Source organism: Cognatishimia sp. MH4019, from assembly GCF_020177595.1.
GTDB lineage: Bacteria > Pseudomonadota > Alphaproteobacteria > Rhodobacterales > Rhodobacteraceae > JAHTBL01.
Genome location: NZ_JAHTBL010000001.1, coordinates 1 through 16289, shown reverse-complemented (window position 1 = coordinate 16289; position 16289 = coordinate 1). Strand labels below are relative to the sequence as shown.

The following is a 16289-nucleotide window of genomic DNA, read 5'->3' as shown; positions in this document are numbered from 1 at the left end:
AAGGGCGCTATTCCTGCGTGTTGGCGCGTTCAAGCGCCTCAAGGGCTTCATTGAATCGCGAAATGTCGACGCCAAGGATGATCGGCTCGTCCTCGGCACGCATCCGAAAGCCGACGAGAATCTGATCATGCTCGGCAAAAAGCGCCAGTTCATCGGTGTCCAGCGGTGCTGCGGCTTCGCACACTTCGCCCAAGCAGCGCTGCCAGATCATCTCGCGTTGCTCCAGATCTTCGTTTTCGGCGAAGCGGTAGACCGCACCGCCCGGCAGGTAGACGCCCATCGGCATTTGCGCCAGCAAGATCGCACCATCCTCAACCGGAAGTGCCACAAATCGCGCCAGCATTTGCCCGGTGTCGCGCAAAGTCTGGACTTGCACCAACTGGCAGATATTGCGCTGTACGGTCGCTGCCTGACAGCTGACAACCCAATCCCCGAAAGCCGTGTTGTTGGCTAAATCAGTGTCAGTCTCCGCCTCGGTCTCTTGCGCCAAGGCAGGCGCTGCGGCCAATGCGGTCAGCAGGCCGAAAGACAAAAAGAGCTTTCTTATCACGCGTCGTGTCTCCATCAGAACGTATAATCCAATCCAAAATATACCGTTGCTTCGCCATCTTCGAACCCAAGCGTCTCTCGCAAAGGCAGTCCCGCCATCAGCAACATGCTGGCGTTATCGCGGTAGCTGATCCGCGTGCCCGCGCCGGCAGAGGCCAGAAAATCCTGGTCGGACTCAATGCCCCCGTCGGGGCGGAACGGCACGATCAGCCCGACATCAAGAAACCCAAAAGGACGCGCCTTGAAATCGCTCTCACCCAGAGAGATCGCCTCGCGTCCGCTGATCTGCATACGGGCGACGAAACCGCTGTCACCACTGCGCACATTGTTGGGATAGCCACGCAGAATATCCGGCCCACCGCCCGTAAAGAGCCGCGCCACCGGCAGGTTTTCACCTTCGGCATATTGCCCGATAACATTCGTCTCAAAGAGCAGCTTTTTCCCAAGAGGGCGCGTATAGGCAAGCGAGCCATAAAGCAGCGCATAGCTGCCTTCCGTTTCCGAGATCTGCGCGGTATCCGCCTCGCCAACCCGGAAGCCGCCCGTCGCGCTGATCACGTAGTTTTCGGCGCGTTCAGTATAGCTGACAGCACCGTAAAACTCTTGAATTTCGATGTCGCTGAAAGTCAGACCCAGTAGTGTGGATTCAGAGGTCTCATATGCGAGCCCGGCTTCCCACGTCCAATGACTGAACGGGCCGACCCGGAACGGCTGGCGATAAGATAACGTCGCGCCTGAGGATTCCGATAGGATCTCAAGTGCCTGAAACGGTCCGTTGATGACTTCAGCGTCCGAGTAAGACAGCGTCGCTTCCACGCGCCCGCTATAAGGGCCGACAGGTCGTGAATACCCGGCCGAGAAACTCTGCGAGGACTCAGAGCGTTGCAGCTTGAATGACAGCGTGTCACGCACGCCGGTCACACTTGTCCAGCGCCCGAAATATGCCGCGCGCAGCTCCCCTGTCTCCTCGCGTCCGAAATTGTCGAGCGAGAAGGTCGAGGTAAACGGATCGGTTTCTTCGCCGGAAATCGTTGCGATTGTCGTGCCAACCTCGGTACCCGGCGCGAAAGACAGGCGCGGGCGAATGTCGTGCATGACCTCATAGATGCGCAGGTCACGCTCAAGCTGATCGAAATCCGGGCGCTCGTTTTCACGCAAACTGATCGTGCGGCGCAGGAACGCGGGGTTTGTTCGGTCCAGCCCGTCAATCGCGACGCTTTGAATATCCGCCTCGACCAGCGAGACTTTGAGGATTCCATCTTCGACATCTTGCGGCGGCAACAGCGCCTGAGCCGTCAAAACACCCGCGCGGGAATAAAGCGTTTGCACATCGCCCAGCATCTTTTCCAGATCGGCGAAGACCAAGGGACGGTCAACATACTGCAGCTCGATCGCTTGTAAGTCAGCATCGCTCAGATAGGCGCTGTCAGAGAACTCGATCCCCTTGATCTGGAAGCTCTGCGCAAACGCTGCTCCGGTCAGAGCAAACCATGGCGCAAACGCCATGCAGAAAATACGCCACATGCTCATCCGCGTTCGCCTGTCTGTTGCAACGCGGCGGTCACGCCCATCATCGAGATATCAAACGCAATTGGCGGGGCGCTCAGCGCCGGGCGATAGCGCATGGATACCGCGCGCGCGCGTTTCCAGCCATCTAGCGTGTCCGCAGATAGGCGCGCCACGGCCTGACAGCTCTCGGCCGAACAGGTCACGTAAGGCACTTCCACCGGCTTGCCCGCGTTGAGCTGCACATAGAGGCCTGAGCCCAGATGAACACCCGCCGGCACCAGCACTTGAACGGCAGCAGAGCCGTCCATCTCCTGACGCAAACGCACCGTGGCCAGCCACGTTTCCTGCGGGCCATAGTTGGTTTGCGATGCAATGCAGATCTCGTTCTGGCAAACGACCGACCAATCCTGAAACGCTTCAGGCTCTGACGCCAGCAGAGCACCCGAGTTAAAAAGACAAAGACCCAATGCAAGGCCAGTCTGTAAAATACACTTCATACGAGCCATGACCCTCCGTCATGTCGCTGTTACTCGGCAAATCCATAATCAGAAATACTTGAGCTATCGGCGGCATAATACGCGATGAGATTAAAATTTCTAAGGAATTTTAAGGTTTTATAAAGATTTTAGTTAACGTGTACTGTCCTGCTCACATCTATGATGTTCGGCAAAGGACGGTTTTTTAGTAGTATCAATACGTTAAGCGGAAAATTGCCGATGACGTGTAGGTAAAGCGCTCAAGGACCTCTCACAACTTAAAAGAGAATACCGTTCAAGCGTCGTGGGGAATCACGCCAAGACTAGTCTTGCGCAAGCTGTTCCAGCTTCAGTGCCGCATCCTTTAGCGTCGCAAAATGCCGCACCAGTCCTTTGACCGAACTGCGCTGCATCGGGGCATGCAAAGACAAGGTTGTGAGCAGCCGATTTTGCGTGTCCCGGATCGCCACAGCGATGGCTGTCATGCCCTCCATGAACTCTTCGTCATCGGTGGAATATCCGCGCTCGCGGGTCAAAGTCAGCTCATCCCGAAGTGCCTGAGGATCGATCAACGTCTGAGCCGTATGGCGTTCCAACCCAAGCGAACCGATCAGCCGCTCGAGCTTGTCAGGCCGCAACGACGACAGATACATCTTGCCGCTTGCGGTGCAATGAAACGGCACCTGCGTGCCCACCGGCAATTGAATACGCAGCGGCCAGTGCGTCTCAACCCGGTCGAGATAGACCATCCCGTAGCGCCCTGGAGCCGCCAGATTGCAGGTCTCGCCCACTTCCCTGGCCAACGCCTTCATGATCATCAAACGTTCCGTGCGGATGCGTTGTGACGACAGCGTGTTTGACGCCAGCCACCGCATCCGCTTGCCCGGCCCGTAAGACCGCCCATCCACGTCACGCTGCAAGAAACCTTCCGCCTCGGCGGTGGTCAGCAAACGGTGAATGGTCGGCTTGGGCAGGCCAAGGGCCTCGGACAGCGCAACGGGGGTCAGAGGCACCCCCGCCTGCGCAACTTCCTCGATCAACACCAGAAGCCGCAAAGTTGTCGGTATCTGGTCTTTCGTTTCCAGCGCAGGCTCGTTTATCAAACGGTCATCTGGCATGGGGTAAGGCCTTAACGGTTGGGCAGCAGCGCCAGTGCAAGATCCGGGGTCAGCGCAACAAGGAACCAAACGCTGATCAACGCAAACAGATAGGGCACCGTGTAACGCAGCAACCTGAAATACGGAACGCCTGTCACACCAGACGCTACGTAAAGGTTAAGCCCATAAGGTGGCGTAATGAACCCGATTGAAGCGCCCACAAGGAAAATCACCGAGAAATGGATCGGATCGACGCCCACACTGGCCGCAATTGGCGCCAAAATAGGCGCTAAGATGATGGTGACCGGCAGCGACTCTAGCACCATGCCCGAAAAGAAAACGATGACCATCGCCGTGAATAGGACCGCATAATAGCCTCCCATGGATGTCACGAAGTCACCGATAACCTGCTGAGCACCGAGCAGCGACAGGATTTGCTGCATTACGACCGAAATCGCGATCAGCGGCGCCAGAATACCCGTGATCTCAGCCGAGCGCATGGTGATGCCGGGGATCTGCTTGAGGGTGAAACCTTCCACAACCAGTTGTTCGGCATAGGATTTTTCTTCCCAGGTTTTGCCGGATTTCAGGCCCAGCGTGTTGGTGATGACATAAGACACCAGACCCGCAATGATACAGAAACCAACGGTCACACCAGCCGCCTCAGTGGGGGAGAACTTGCCGGTGTAAATGCCCCAAAGCACCAGACCGATTGCAAAAAAGCCCAGCCACGCGCCAAACGCGGTCTTCAGAACGCGGTTCAGTTGAAGTGGGATCAGATACCCCCAGCCGTTGATGCGGCAGATGATCCAGCAGGCGAGCTGCATGCCGACAACCATCAGCGCGCCGGGGATGATGCCCGCCACGAAGAGGTCTGAAATCGGCAGGTTCATCAGGAAACCGTAGACGATGAAGATGATCGACGGCGGGATGATGATCCCCACCGTGCCGCCCGCAGCAGCCGTCGCCGCCGAAAAACGTTCGTCGTAGCCACCTTTGACCATTTCAGGATGCAGCATCGATCCGATGGTCGCCGTGGTGGCGGAGTTTGAGCCCGAGATCGCAGCGAACAGACCACAAGCCCCTAGCGAGGCCATCGCAAGACCGCCCCTCAGCCAGCCCAGACACGAATAGGCAAAGTCGGATAGCCGTCGGGCAATCCCTGATTTGTTGATCAAGTCCCCCGTCAGGATGAACAACGGCATCGCGAGCAGCGCAAAGCCTTTGTTGAAAACGTTGAGTAACTCGGCACCCATATTGTCAAGCGTGAGGCCCAGCACAAACGAGCAGCCAATGACCCAATAGCCGATGACCAGAAAGACCGGCACACCCAGCATGAACAGGAAGGTGACCCCGACAGAGATCAGCGTGATAAGCGTTCCGTCAGCCATCAGACATCCCCCCCGATCACAGCTTGCTTAATCAAGGGCTTTCCGGTGCGGTAGTTCTTGATGTCGTCCTCAAGGTTTTCAACGGCGCGCGCGGCCATCAGAACCCCGGCAACAGGGGCGGCAAGGATGAACCACCACTGCATGGTGTTGTCGGTGCCCAGCACAATCTGGAAGTTTGACGCCGACAGGGCGACTACGCGAAGAGTCGTGACCAGAAAAATCAACGCGAAGCCGAACCACAGCACAAAGTCGATGCACAAGCAGAAGAACTGGCCAGTGCGCGGCATCATCGTGCGAAACTCGGAAAAGCTCAGATGGGTGCGGACGCGGATATTATAGGCGGCGCCAAACCACGCCATCACCATGAACAGGAACGGGGGGATCGTCGTAGACCACGGCTGCTGGTTGGAAAAGACAAAGCGGTCAATCACGCCCCAGAAGATGATCAGGGCAATCGCCAGATAGCTTGTCACCATAATTGTGCGCTCAAAATACCGCTCAATCACGGGAACGCGGTGGTAAATCCAAGCCATCACAAGCCCAGAGATCAACAGGAAGACCGCCCCGATCACGTACATCGTCTGCGGGCGCAATGCGTTTCGGATTTCGAACGAATCCTGACTGCCAAAGGCCGCCATCAGCGTACCGAAGTCGGACAATACGGACATGAGGTCCCTCCTCCCATGTGAGATGCGCGCCGGATTAGATCGGTCTTCCACATCTGCAATTTATCTGAAGGCAAGCATGCCAGCCCCGCACGCGGTGGGGCTAGCATTATTTTCAGCAGGCTAGACTTAGCCTTTCCACCAACGACGCGGCTCGACGTTTTCAGCCAGTGTGTGCGGGTTGTTGCGCACTTCGTTGTAGATGTCCTGGTAGGTGTCAATGCCACCTGCCCAGCCGTTGATCCGCTCGCGCCACTGCTCCCACAGCTGCGGCTGGAACTCGGGCGAACACATCTCTTCGGCCTTGCGCACCTCTTCGTCCGACAGGTTCGCGACGCGTACATCGTTTTGCGCAAAGATCGTGTTGGGCAGTTGCGGGGTCGAGTGACCAACAGTGTTCACAAGGGCGGCCTCGTTGGCGGCCTGAACGTGAACCTGTGTCAGATATGACGATTCCATCACAGCGTCCTGCAAGTCGCCACCAAGGCTGTCAAAGGTCGACGCGGTCATCGCCGTGTGCTCGGTGCCGCAGAAGAAGCGCAGGTCAACACACTGCGAAACCACAGGAGACATGTTTGCATAAGCCACAGCCGAAGCCCATGTTTCCGCACCGTCGATCAGACCCTGCTTGAGACCGTCAAGCGTCTCTTCCCATGCCACCGGCACCGGGTTGAGGTTCAGCGCTTCCATCGCGATCCGGCCCAGCTGGGTGCCCGTCACACGGTTCTTGGTGCCCATGATGTCTTCAAGCTTCGTCACCGTCGGCTTGTCGGCAAAGTTCTGACCCATCATAATCCCGCGCAATTCGGCGTGGGTGAACAGGAACTTCAGGCCATGACGCTGCTCAAACGGCTCGCGCAGGATGCGCTGCGATTCCGGGCTGTACATGAAGTAATACTGGTCCGCGCGGCTGCGGAACATATACGCATAGTCGAGCACATTCAGATAGGGCGCACCACCGGCAGAGTTTTGGGTGGATGCGGCATAGATGTCGATGATACCCTGCTGGGCTTTTTCAACACAGGACAGCTGACCACAAATCTGGTTATTGCCGATGAATTCGATGCGAATTTCGCCATCCGTGCGCTCTTCAAGATCGCGGGCGAACTCAAGACAGCCTGCGCGTTCAATCAAAAGGTTCTGCGGGTTGAAACCAGCCGCGCCAAACTTCAGCGTGTGTTTGGCCTCCTTCGAGAAGCGCTTGTTGTAGGTTGATTCCGCAGCTTTTGCGAGGTTAGCTGCTGTCATTGCCCCACCGAAGGTGCCTGCAGCCAGGAGCGTGGAGCTCATGCCGTAAGTCCCTGCGATCCTGAAGAAATCTCGGCGTGACACACCTTTTACGCGATCGTAAATTCCCATGTTGTCCTCCCATTTTGACAATTATTGAGACGTAACGTCTCAGAAAAGACTAGAAGAGCTTTCACGTTCTGCATAGGGTTTTTTCCAATTGGGAGGAAAAAGACCGTGGACGCAAAACAAGATGCAGATTTCGTCGTGGTGGGGGCCGGATCGGCTGGTTGTGTTGTGGCAAACCGCCTCAGCGCCGATCCGAAGACCCGCGTTGTGCTGCTTGAGGCCGGACCAGCAGATACGAATCCATGGATTCACATTCCCGTCGGTTATTTCAAAACGATGCATAATCCCAAGGTGGATTGGTGCTATAAAACTGAACCAGATCCTGGTCTGAACGGGCGCTCCATCGACTGGCCGCGCGGCAAGGTGCTGGGTGGGTCTTCGTCACTGAACGGGCTGCTCTATGTCCGTGGCCAGCCCGAGGATTATGATCGCTGGCGTCAGATGGGCAATACAGGCTGGGGCTGGGACGAGGTGTTGCCGCTTTTCAAACGCGCGGAAAACAATGAACGCGGGGCAGACGCGTTTCACGGCGATGACGGCCCGCTGGCGGTTTCCAACATGCGCATCCAGCGCCCGATTTGCGACGCATGGGTCGCGGCGGCCCAAGCTGCGGGCTATCCGTTCAACCCGGATTACAACGGGGCCGAGCAGGAAGGCGTGGGCTATTTCCAACTGACGACCAGAAACGGGCGGCGTTGCAGTGCCGCAGTCGCATATCTCAAGCCCGTGCGCAGCCGCGAGAACCTTCAGATCGTGACCAACGCCCAGGTCACCAAGGTAAATATGCAGGGCAAACGTGCGGTCAGCGTGTCCTACACTGACAAAAGTGGCGCGGTGCAAACCATCACCGCCCAGCGCGAAATTGTGCTGTGTGGCGGGGCGATCAACTCGCCCCAAGTGCTGATGCTTTCGGGTATTGGCGACGGCGAACAGCTTAAAGCCAATGGCATCGAGACGGCCCACCACCTGCCCGGCGTCGGTAAGAACATGCAGGACCATCTGCAGGCCCGTCTGGTCTATAAGTGCAACGAGCCTACGCTTAATGACGAGGTCCGCAGCCTCTACAATCAGGCGCGGATCGCCTTGAAATACGCTCTTTTCCGCGCCGGACCCATGACCATGGCGGCCAGCCTTGCGACCGGCTTTATGAAAACGCGACCCGATCTGGCCTCACCTGATATCCAGTTCCATGTGCAGCCGTGGTCTGCCGACAGCCCGGGCGAAGGGGTGCACCCGTTTTCTGCCTTCACGATGTCGGTCTGTCAGCTACGCCCGGAAAGCCGGGGCGAAATTCAACTCAGCGGACCAGACCCGAAAGCCTACCCCAAGATCGTGCCACGCTACCTGTCGACCGAGACCGATTGCCGAACCATCGTGGACGGCATCAACATCGCCCGCGGCATCGCGCAACACGCGCCACTCAGCTCGAAAATTGCGAAAGAGTTCCGCCCCAAGCCGGACCTTGCTATAGAGGATTACGACGGCACACTGGATTGGGCGCGCAATAACAGCGTTTCGATTTACCACCCGACCGGAACCTGCAAAATGGGCACCGGTAAGGATGCGGTAACCGACCCGGCTTTGAAGGTGCACGGGGTCGAGGGGCTGCGCGTCGCGGATTGTTCGATCATGCCCGAGATCGTGTCGGGCAACACCAACGCGCCCGCCATCATGATCGGCGAAAAAGTGTCTGATCTGATCCGTGAAAGCGCTTAAACTAAACGAAGATAGCCCTGTGAAAGGCGTCGCGGCTTATGCCATCCCATCACGCGCTACGGGAAGGATGGCGTCTTCAATCAAACCCATCAGATCACCGAAATACCCACCGCTGCGGGCCGGACGCGTCGGGTCAGATGTGATCGCCACCGTCAGATCAAGGCTTGGCACGATGCAGATGATCTGCCCGCCATAGCCGCGCGCCAGCGCATAGTCGTCCCGGCCCGCGCGTCCCAAAAACCAGCCATATCCATAATCAAGCCCAGAAAATGGTGAACGTGTGTGAGTCTGCAAAGACCGCGCAACCCAATCGGCGCTCAGCACCTGCGTGACATTCCAGCGCCCGCCCTGACGATACATCTCGCCAAACCGGATCATGTCCGGCAAGCTCAGCGCCATCTCGTTGCCGCCCAGATAGCGGCCTTGCGGATCGCGGGTCCAAGCCGGGAGATCAATCCCCAAAGGCCGCCCAAGTCGCTCCCGCGCAAGGGTCAGCAAGCTCTCACCCGAAACCGCGCTTAACACCGCGCCCAATACATGAAACGAACCGGTCGAATACAGCATCCGCGCGCCCGGCTCCGCCACGAAAGGACGCGACAGCGCATCGGCGACCCAATCGCGGCTACTGATCCAGCCCCCGTAATTGACCCCTGATGTACGCTCCAACCCGGCTTGCATGGTAACAAGGTCTTCCACGGTGATCTCAGCCACACGGGGGTCGACACCGCGTGGGATCAGCGCCGGAGCCACATCGCCAAGTCGCGCTTCAATCGACGGTAATTCTCCCCGGTCCAGCGCGGCACCCGTCAGCGCAGCGACCAGCGTTTTCGATACGGACTTGACCGGCACAACCCGCCCCAAAGCTGGACCGCGAAATACGCTTTGAAGCCGGGTCACGCCGCCTTGCTGGACCATCAATGCATGACATTGATCCAACCCAGCAGCCCGCGCAGCCACAGCCTGCCATGGGTCATCTTGCGCACCTACAGGCCATGCCAGACAAGCCGTCGCCCCAGTGACAAACAAACGACGCGTGACGCGCGGCATGGAGGATCCTTTCGTTGAGCTTGCCAAATATCTAGGCGTGAGCACATGCGAGAATAGCTAAACCACGCTCACAGCACATCGCATGTCTGTGATCCCGCAGTTACCGGGATCCACCGCTCTCTTTCGCGCTACCCCCGGGCATTTCCACGCGGTCCCGCAGCGGCTCGGAATAGCTGATGCAAAGCGTCAAGAGCGTCGGCCCGTCCGCGGCCTTCGCCGTTTTAAGGGCCCCGTCCAAATCCTTGAATTGAGCAACCGGCATATGCTGCCATCCAAACGCCTTTGCCAGATGGCCCCAGTCCGGATTTGAGAAACCTAGCGCCGTATGTGTATCGGTATCGTCTTCCTGCTTTGCCTCAATCAGACCATAACCACCATCTTCCCAAACCATCACCGTCAGCGGATGCCCCAGTCTGGCGGCTGTCTCCATGTCCTGGACATTCATCAGGAAATCGCCGTCCCCACAGATCGCCAGAACATGGCCCTCGGGCGTCAATTCTGCCGCCGCAATCGCACCAGGCAACGCCAGCCCCATGCCCGCCAAACCATTGGCGATGATCATCTGACCAGGTCGTTTTGGAATGAGCGACCGCGCAACCTTCATCTTGTGCGTGCCAACCCCGGACAAAATAACATCCGTTGCGTTTAGATTGCTCTCAACCACAGACAGAACATCCTCGGCGCGGAAGGAGTTGTCCTCGGCTTCGGTCGAAGTCTTCGCGAGCATCTCAAGCATCTTGTCGCGCGCCGTTGTCATTTCGGCGGAGACTTTCCAGACATGTCCAGTCAGCCCCGCTGCAATCGCCTTCATCGACGCCGCCAAGCCCCCCACGATTTCGGCCTTAAGCGGCCAGCCGACGTCAGCAGCCCCAGGCTGCTCTGACAAGGTGATAACGGGGATTGTCCCATTATTCGTCAATTTTGTCGGAGGATATTCGATAGGATCAAATCCGATTGCAACAATCAGATCGGACTGTGCCACAGCACGGTCGATATGATCAACGAATGGCTGACCCAGTGTGAACATGTTCAAACCATGCTCTTTCGGCAGCACGCCTGCCGCCATGAAGCTGGTTACGACCGGGATATTCAACGCCTCGGCCAGATATTGCACGGTACTTGAAACACCTGCGCGGATGACACCGTTACCGACCATCAACACTGGTCTTTCGGCTTGGCGCAACACGCGAATTGCCTCCAGAACCGCGCCCGGCGCGGGCAATGGGGGTGTTGTTTCCGGGACATTCAGGGGCGATGCAGTAACCTCTGCTGCGGCGACATCTTCGGGAAGTGAAAGATGAACAGCTCCGGGCCGAGGCGCACATGCCTGACGGAGCGCTTCGGCGACGACACCGGGTATCGCCTGAGCGGTCATCAATGTCTGGCTGACCTTCGTAACCGGACGGAAGAGAGCTTCGAGGTCAATGACCTGATGGCTCTCTGACAGCGCCATTCGTTCCCGGTTTGCCTGCGCCGTAATGGCAACAAGCGGCACGAAATCCAGCGTCGCATCCGCCACGCCCGTTAACAGGTTAGTCGCTCCAGGCCCAAGTGTCGAAAGACATCCCGCAGGCCTGCCTGTCAGCCGCCCATACACTGACGCCATGAAAGCGGCCGCCTGTTCGTGACGGGTCAACACAAACCGAATATCGGATGCCTCAAGCGCCAGCATAAGGTCGGTATTCTCTTCCCCCGGAACACCATAAATAACGTCGATACCTGCCTCGGAAAGGCAGCGCACCAGCAGCTCTGCACCGGTCATCTAAACGACACCATAGGCGCTGATTGCGGTGGCGACTTTGCGGTATCCGGCCACATTCGCCCCGCGTCGGTAATTGATGCGGTTGCCTTCGCGCCCTTCTGCCGCGATGCGATCATGGATGTTGCCCATGATCTCTTTCAGGCTGCGGTCCACCTCGTCGGCGCTGTCAAAGCGACCATGGGCGTTCTGGCTCATTTCTAGACCCGAGATCGCGACACCGCCTGCATTGGTCGCTTTACCCGGCGCATAGAGCATATTGCTTTCACCAATCTTGCGCATCGCCCCGGCGGTCAGCGGCATGTTTGCGCCTTCTGCCAGCAACCGGACTCCCGTATCGTTCAGCGCCTTTGCTGCGTCCTCGTCAATCTCGTTCTGCGTGGCGCAGGGTAAGGCAATGTCGGCCTCAACCTCCCATGGCAGCGCACCTTCCTTGAACTGCAACTCCAAGTCTTTGGGCGGATCTGAGACGTCCTCCCCCGCTGCTTTCTGCGCACGCACCCATTTCACCGCTTCTTGGCTGAACCCATTCTCTGCCACCAGAGTGCCGGATGTATCTGAAAGCGTGATCACCCTCGCCCCTTCGCAAATTGCCTTCTCGGCGGCGTGGGTGGCCACATTCCCCTTGCCAGAGATCACGATACGTTTGTCTTCAATCGTTTCACCCAGCGTCTCAAGCATGTTCTCGACGAAATAGATCAAACCATAGCCCGTCGCTTCCACGCGCATTTCGCTGCCGCCAAATGCTTCGCCCTTGCCGGTGATCGCACCATTAAACTGACCTTTGAGTGCTTTATACGCCCCGAAGAGGTATCCAATCTCGCGCGCGCCAACATTGATATCGCCTGCAGGCACGTCGGTGTCTGGCCCGATGTATCGCGACAGCTCCCGCATGAAGGCCTGACAAAAACGCATGATCTCTTCATCGCTGCGGCCCTTCGGATCAAAATCCGATCCGCCTTTGCCACCGCCCAGCGGCAGCCCCGTCAGCGCATTCTTGAAGACCTGTTCAAAACCCAAAAATTTCAGGATCGAGGGCGAGACAGTCGGGTGAAACCGCAGCCCGCCCTTGTAAGGGCCTATCGCGTTTGACATTTGAACGCGCCAACCACGGTTGATCTGCACGTCGCCTCTGTCGTCAGCCCACGTCACCCGAAAACCGATAATCCTGTCTGGCTCGGTCAAACGCTCTAGCACCCGCGCCCGTGCAAAGCCGGGATCATTCTTCTCAATCGTCAGAACGTCGGTAGCAACCTCTTCGACCGCTTGCAAAAAGGCATCCTGTCCTTCGTTTCGGCGGCGCACATTCTCCATGAAAGTCTCAACGAGACGGCTGCTATCGGTCATCTAATACTCCGGAGTTTACCCATGCGATATGCACCAAGGCTGTTACACGTAACGTGCCCAGCGCGGCATTGGTTCCACATCCACGCCCCCGGGCGGCATCACAGAAATCCTAGCATCGGACGGAACCTCTCCCGATCTGATGCATTACCCATGATATTCCTCAAGGACGCAGACGCGATTTATGACCCCCGTTTTTAAGACCCGGTCTACACGGCCCCTCACCTGATGGCATCCCGAGACCTTACCCAAGGGCCCGTCTTCTGGGTTCTCGCCCGCATGTCTGCTCCAATGTCTCTGGGCATTTTTGGCGTGCTAAGCGTCGGAATCGCTGATGCCTACTTTTTAGGCCAACTCGGCGGCACACCTTTGGCAGCGGTCGGCTTTATCTACCCGGTCACGGCGGCGATCACGTCGCTGTCCATCGGCCTTTCTGCCGGGGCCAATAGCGCGATATCGCAAGCGATAGGTGGGGGCCAAGACGAGACGACTACGGGCCGCCTCGCGCTGCATGCCTTCGCTTTGGGCGGCGCGCTTGCCTTACTGGTCGGGTTGGCCTTCTGGCTCTTTTCGCCTCTGCTCTTTTCGCTGATGGGCGCGTCAGATGCGGTCCTGAAAGAGATCGCGGACTACGCCCCGTTCTGGGCGCTGTCCTTTCCATTCCTTGTGCTGATGATGATCACCAACGCTGTTTTCCGCGCCCATGGGGACAGCATAACCGCTGCCCTCACAATGCTGGGCGTCGCGATCATCAACATCGCGCTTGATCCATTGTTCATTTTCGGATGGGGCCCTGTCCCCGCGATGGAGACTGGCGGCGCCGCCCTTGCAACATTCATTGCCCGCGCAGCAGGTGCAGGCTTCATCATCTATTGGGCGCATCGCAAAGGGCTTCTGTGTATCGGGAAATCGCCGACCAAAGGTGCGCTTTCCTCGGTGAAAACCATAGGCGATGTCGGCTTGCCTGCGGCGTTTTCCAACGCGATCAACCCTGCAGGCATGGCCGCTGTGACCGCCGCCGTGGCGACCTTGGGTGACGCTGCCGTTGCCGGCTTTGGCGCAGCTACGCGCGTGCAATCCGTCGCTTTGGTGGTGCTTTTAGCCCTTTCCGCCGGCATTGGCCCTGTCGTCGGCCAAAACTGGGGAGCCGAGAAATACAACCGCGCCCGCGCCGCGCTTTTCAGCGCGTGGGGCATCTGCCTGACTTACGGGCTCGCCGCAGCAACCCTACTCTTTTTCTTCGCGGAGCCAATCGCGGGCCTCATCGCACCGGCGGAAGAGGAAAGAGCCTTTACCGCGCAATATTTGCGCATCGTAAGCTGGAGCCTGTTTGGCTACGGTGTCGTTGTCACGATCAACGCCGCTATGAACGCACGCTCCAAAGCGCTTTACTCGATGTCGCTCAGCATTGGTCGTGTCTTTGCCATCTACCTGCCCGGCGCTTGGCTCGGCGTATGGCTGTTCGGCTATACTGGCGTTCTTGCTGCAGCAATCGCTGCCAATTTGCTCAGCGTGGTTGCTGCTATCTGGATGGCCAAGCGCACAGGTCTGATCAGCACCAAACGCGTGCCACTACAAGAAGCATTCAGCGGCTAGGAAAGCAGCGCGCGCAGTTCCGCCTCGCCTTGTCGCAGCAAGCCGTTGGCAAACCGAGACGCGCGCTGTTCGAGACGCTTCAAAACAGCCGCATCGCCACCAACGAGGTCCAGAATGTCAGGATGAATATATCCGGTCCGCGCAATTGCAGGCGTGTTGTGCAACCGCTCGGACGCAGCTTCCGCGCAGGCAGTGATCGTCGCATCCGGCTTGCGCAGCAATACGTTCAACGCCGCATGACTGCCGTTCCATGTGCGGAATGTTTTGGCAGTCGCAATCCCGTCCGTCAGCTCGAACAAACACGCGTTCAGCATTTCAGATCGTACCGCGCGTGGCTCCCCCTGCCCGTCGATCCACGAAATCAGCTCGGCCCCGGGCAAATCCATTATGCGCCCCAGAACCCGGTTCAGCTTGGCACCGGGCACCGTCTTTTGCACTCGCTTACCGCCTTTTGCCGTGTAATCAAGCGCAACACCGCCGGCGATCAGATCTACGTGTCGCGCCTGCAAAGTCGTCGCCCCGAAACTGCCGTTCTCGTCCGAATATTCTGGATGACCGGGCCGAAGTGACCCGCGATCAAGCAACGCCAATGTCGCCGCAAGAGCGGTCTGCGGCGCGCCAATATCCTCTGACAGATTGATGGTGATCCACCGACGGATCCGGGGAAGTACCTCGCCAAAAGCGCCAAGCTGATCAAACTTGGTCTCTGATCGCGCCGCTGTCCAATCAGGATGATAGCGGTATTGTTTTCGCTTCGCCGCATCGCGTCCTGTGGCCAACAAATGCCCATCAGGCAGCGGCGACATCCAGACGTCCTCATAGGCCGGCGGAACCGCCATTGCCGCCAATCGCTTCCGCTCGGTTGCATCCTCGATCCGCGTGCCGTCCGGCGCGATGTAGCTAAAGCCACGACCACGGCGTTTCCGGGCAATCCCGGGACGATTATCAGGATAATAGGTCAGTCCGGGAATGGAAGCAGGCACATTCATAGACAACACTCACAAATGAAAAGAGATCGACGTCCTGCAGCCCGATGCGCGAGGCAATAGGGCCGCAGAACGACGATCCCGTGCGGTGGGACAGTGGTGCGGTCTATGCCGCGCGGGTGCGTGCGCGCGGACCAGCGAAGAACCAGATGATGAAGCCCAGCAAAGGCAGCACCAAGACCAAAAGGCACCAGAGCACTTTTGCGCCCGTGCCCTCACTTGAGCTGATGATGGAAATGAAAGCCCAAATGTTCAGACCCAGCAGAATGAGGCTTCCCAGCCCTGCAACTTCGATCCCCATGAGATGTTCCTTTCGCTTTGCAGCGCCTGTCAGGCGCGTTCGATTTCGCTTGCGGATTTCAGCACTTCGTCGCCGTCTTCCTGTTCGATCCTGTAGGCCGGGCAGTCGTCACTTGCGTCGCGCGTCACCTCGGTGCCTTTGATTTTCAGTGTAATCTTCTGGGTGTAGCGTTTGACCACTTCACCCTTGCCGGTGCCGTTCCCCCAATCCCATTGGACGGTGTCACCTTCCTGCGGATGTGCCATATCTCTATCTCCGATTGATTTCAGGACGAACGCGGAAGACATCGGGAAAGTTCCCAAGATACCCGCGAACAGGCACTCTCCGGATACATTCATCGCAAACGGTGACCCGGAAATCTTGAAGAAAATGTCTGACGTCAGCACCAATGGGACAGTTTAGGTTGATTTGATAAGAGAGGGTTTCTGGCACATCGTAACCACCAAGGAGTGGAGATGAGACAGAAACCCGGAACACGTAAGAGCCACGGCGAGAAG

Annotated in this window: 15 protein-coding genes; 2 read left to right on the top strand and 13 right to left on the bottom strand. The window is 57.9% G+C overall.

The genetic code is table 11. The features are described 5' to 3' along the window. Positions 1–7: 7 nt before the first annotated feature. The 7 genes from KUW67_RS00075 to KUW67_RS00045 all read right to left on the bottom strand — a co-directional run bounded on the left by KUW67_RS00075 (position 8) and on the right by KUW67_RS00045 (position 7046). Positions 8–550, bottom strand: a complete 543-nt coding sequence (locus KUW67_RS00075; RefSeq protein WP_224823226.1) for an invasion associated locus B family protein — start codon at positions 548–550, stop codon at positions 8–10. Positions 551–564: 14 nt separating this feature from the next. Continuing rightward, entirely contained in the window at positions 565–2079 is a 1515-nt protein-coding gene (locus KUW67_RS00070) for a ShlB/FhaC/HecB family hemolysin secretion/activation protein (protein ID WP_224823225.1), read from the bottom strand. Continuing rightward, entirely contained in the window at positions 2076–2564 is a 489-nt protein-coding gene (locus tag KUW67_RS00065; RefSeq protein WP_224823224.1) for an invasion associated locus B family protein, read from the bottom strand. Before KUW67_RS00065 ends, KUW67_RS00070 begins: the two co-directional genes overlap by 4 nt. 293 nt (positions 2565–2857) lie before the next feature. After that, positions 2858–3652: an IclR family transcriptional regulator gene (locus tag KUW67_RS00060; protein ID WP_224823223.1), complete on the bottom strand. Its 795-nt coding sequence runs from the start codon at positions 3650–3652 to the stop codon at positions 2858–2860. Between the two features lie 11 nt (positions 3653–3663). Beyond that, positions 3664–5022 carry a TRAP transporter large permease gene (locus KUW67_RS00055; RefSeq protein WP_224823222.1) on the bottom strand — a complete coding sequence of 453 codons (1359 nt, stop codon included), beginning with the start codon at positions 5020–5022 and terminating at the stop codon, positions 3664–3666. After that, positions 5022–5690: a TRAP transporter small permease gene (locus KUW67_RS00050; RefSeq protein WP_224823221.1), complete on the bottom strand. Its 669-nt coding sequence runs from the start codon at positions 5688–5690 to the stop codon at positions 5022–5024. The genes KUW67_RS00055 and KUW67_RS00050 overlap by 1 nt, the downstream gene beginning before the upstream one ends. A gap of 126 nt (positions 5691–5816) precedes the next feature. Further along, entirely contained in the window at positions 5817–7046 is a 1230-nt protein-coding gene (locus KUW67_RS00045) for a TRAP transporter substrate-binding protein (RefSeq protein WP_224823220.1), read from the bottom strand. A 105-nt stretch (positions 7047–7151) separates the two neighbouring features. On the opposite strand from KUW67_RS00045, the gene KUW67_RS00040 reads away from it, so the two are divergent. Then, complete coding sequence (locus KUW67_RS00040; RefSeq protein ID WP_224823219.1) at positions 7152–8759, top strand: choline dehydrogenase; 1608 nt, start codon at positions 7152–7154, stop codon at positions 8757–8759. A gap of 36 nt (positions 8760–8795) precedes the next feature. On the opposite strand, the gene KUW67_RS00035 is transcribed toward KUW67_RS00040, so the two are convergent. From KUW67_RS00035 to gdhA, 3 genes are all read right to left on the bottom strand, one after another. Continuing rightward, positions 8796–9806 carry a serine hydrolase gene (locus tag KUW67_RS00035; RefSeq protein WP_224823218.1) on the bottom strand — a complete coding sequence of 337 codons (1011 nt, stop codon included), beginning with the start codon at positions 9804–9806 and terminating at the stop codon, positions 8796–8798. Between the two features lie 100 nt (positions 9807–9906). Then, on the bottom strand, positions 9907–11568 hold the full coding sequence (locus KUW67_RS00030) for an acetolactate synthase large subunit (protein WP_224823217.1): 1662 nt from the start codon (positions 11566–11568) through the stop codon (positions 9907–9909). Beyond that, complete coding sequence (gdhA, locus tag KUW67_RS00025) at positions 11569–12912, bottom strand: NADP-specific glutamate dehydrogenase (RefSeq protein ID WP_224823216.1); 1344 nt, start codon at positions 12910–12912, stop codon at positions 11569–11571. 276 nt (positions 12913–13188) lie between these two features. Here gdhA and KUW67_RS00020 point away from each other — a divergent pair, with 276 nt between their 5' ends. Beyond that, positions 13189–14505 (top strand): MATE family efflux transporter, encoded by a 1317-nt coding sequence (locus tag KUW67_RS00020; RefSeq protein ID WP_224823215.1) that lies wholly within the window; start codon positions 13189–13191, stop codon positions 14503–14505. Here the strand turns inward: KUW67_RS00020 and KUW67_RS00015 are convergent. The 3 genes from KUW67_RS00015 to KUW67_RS00005 all read right to left on the bottom strand — a co-directional run bounded on the left by KUW67_RS00015 (position 14502) and on the right by KUW67_RS00005 (position 16037). After that, a complete protein-coding gene (locus KUW67_RS00015; RefSeq protein ID WP_224823214.1) occupies positions 14502–15494 on the bottom strand; it encodes a DNA topoisomerase IB in 993 nt (330 codons plus the stop codon). The genes KUW67_RS00020 and KUW67_RS00015 overlap by 4 nt on opposite strands. Before the next feature lie 103 nt (positions 15495–15597). Then, positions 15598–15792, bottom strand: coding sequence for a PLDc N-terminal domain-containing protein (locus KUW67_RS00010; protein ID WP_224823213.1), 195 nt, complete (start codon positions 15790–15792; stop codon positions 15598–15600). A gap of 29 nt (positions 15793–15821) precedes the next feature. Then, the gene (locus tag KUW67_RS00005) at positions 15822–16037 is read right to left on the bottom strand and encodes a DUF2945 domain-containing protein (RefSeq protein ID WP_224823212.1); all 216 of its coding nucleotides are present in this window, start codon (positions 16035–16037) and stop codon (positions 15822–15824) included. Between the last annotated feature and the right edge of the window lie 252 nt (positions 16038–16289).

Coding starts and splice junctions, on each gene's coding strand:
- KUW67_RS00015 (WP_224823214.1), bottom strand. CDS start 15,494: ATGAATGTGCCTGCTTCCATTCCCGGACTGACCTATTATCCTGATAAT.
- KUW67_RS00045 (WP_224823220.1), bottom strand. CDS start 7,046: ATGGGAATTTACGATCGCGTAAAAGGTGTGTCACGCCGAGATTTCTTC.
- gdhA (WP_224823216.1), bottom strand. CDS start 12,912: ATGACCGATAGCAGCCGTCTCGTTGAGACTTTCATGGAGAATGTGCGC.
- KUW67_RS00035 (WP_224823218.1), bottom strand. CDS start 9,806: ATGCCGCGCGTCACGCGTCGTTTGTTTGTCACTGGGGCGACGGCTTGT.
- KUW67_RS00010 (WP_224823213.1), bottom strand. CDS start 15,792: ATGGGGATCGAAGTTGCAGGGCTGGGAAGCCTCATTCTGCTGGGTCTG.
- KUW67_RS00055 (WP_224823222.1), bottom strand. CDS start 5,022: ATGGCTGACGGAACGCTTATCACGCTGATCTCTGTCGGGGTCACCTTC.
- KUW67_RS00030 (WP_224823217.1), bottom strand. CDS start 11,568: ATGACCGGTGCAGAGCTGCTGGTGCGCTGCCTTTCCGAGGCAGGTATC.
- KUW67_RS00050 (WP_224823221.1), bottom strand. CDS start 5,690: ATGTCCGTATTGTCCGACTTCGGTACGCTGATGGCGGCCTTTGGCAGT.
- KUW67_RS00020 (WP_224823215.1), top strand. CDS start 13,189: ATGTCTGCTCCAATGTCTCTGGGCATTTTTGGCGTGCTAAGCGTCGGA.
- KUW67_RS00005 (WP_224823212.1), bottom strand. CDS start 16,037: ATGGCACATCCGCAGGAAGGTGACACCGTCCAATGGGATTGGGGGAAC.
- KUW67_RS00065 (WP_224823224.1), bottom strand. CDS start 2,564: ATGGCTCGTATGAAGTGTATTTTACAGACTGGCCTTGCATTGGGTCTT.
- KUW67_RS00060 (WP_224823223.1), bottom strand. CDS start 3,652: ATGCCAGATGACCGTTTGATAAACGAGCCTGCGCTGGAAACGAAAGAC.
- KUW67_RS00070 (WP_224823225.1), bottom strand. CDS start 2,079: ATGAGCATGTGGCGTATTTTCTGCATGGCGTTTGCGCCATGGTTTGCT.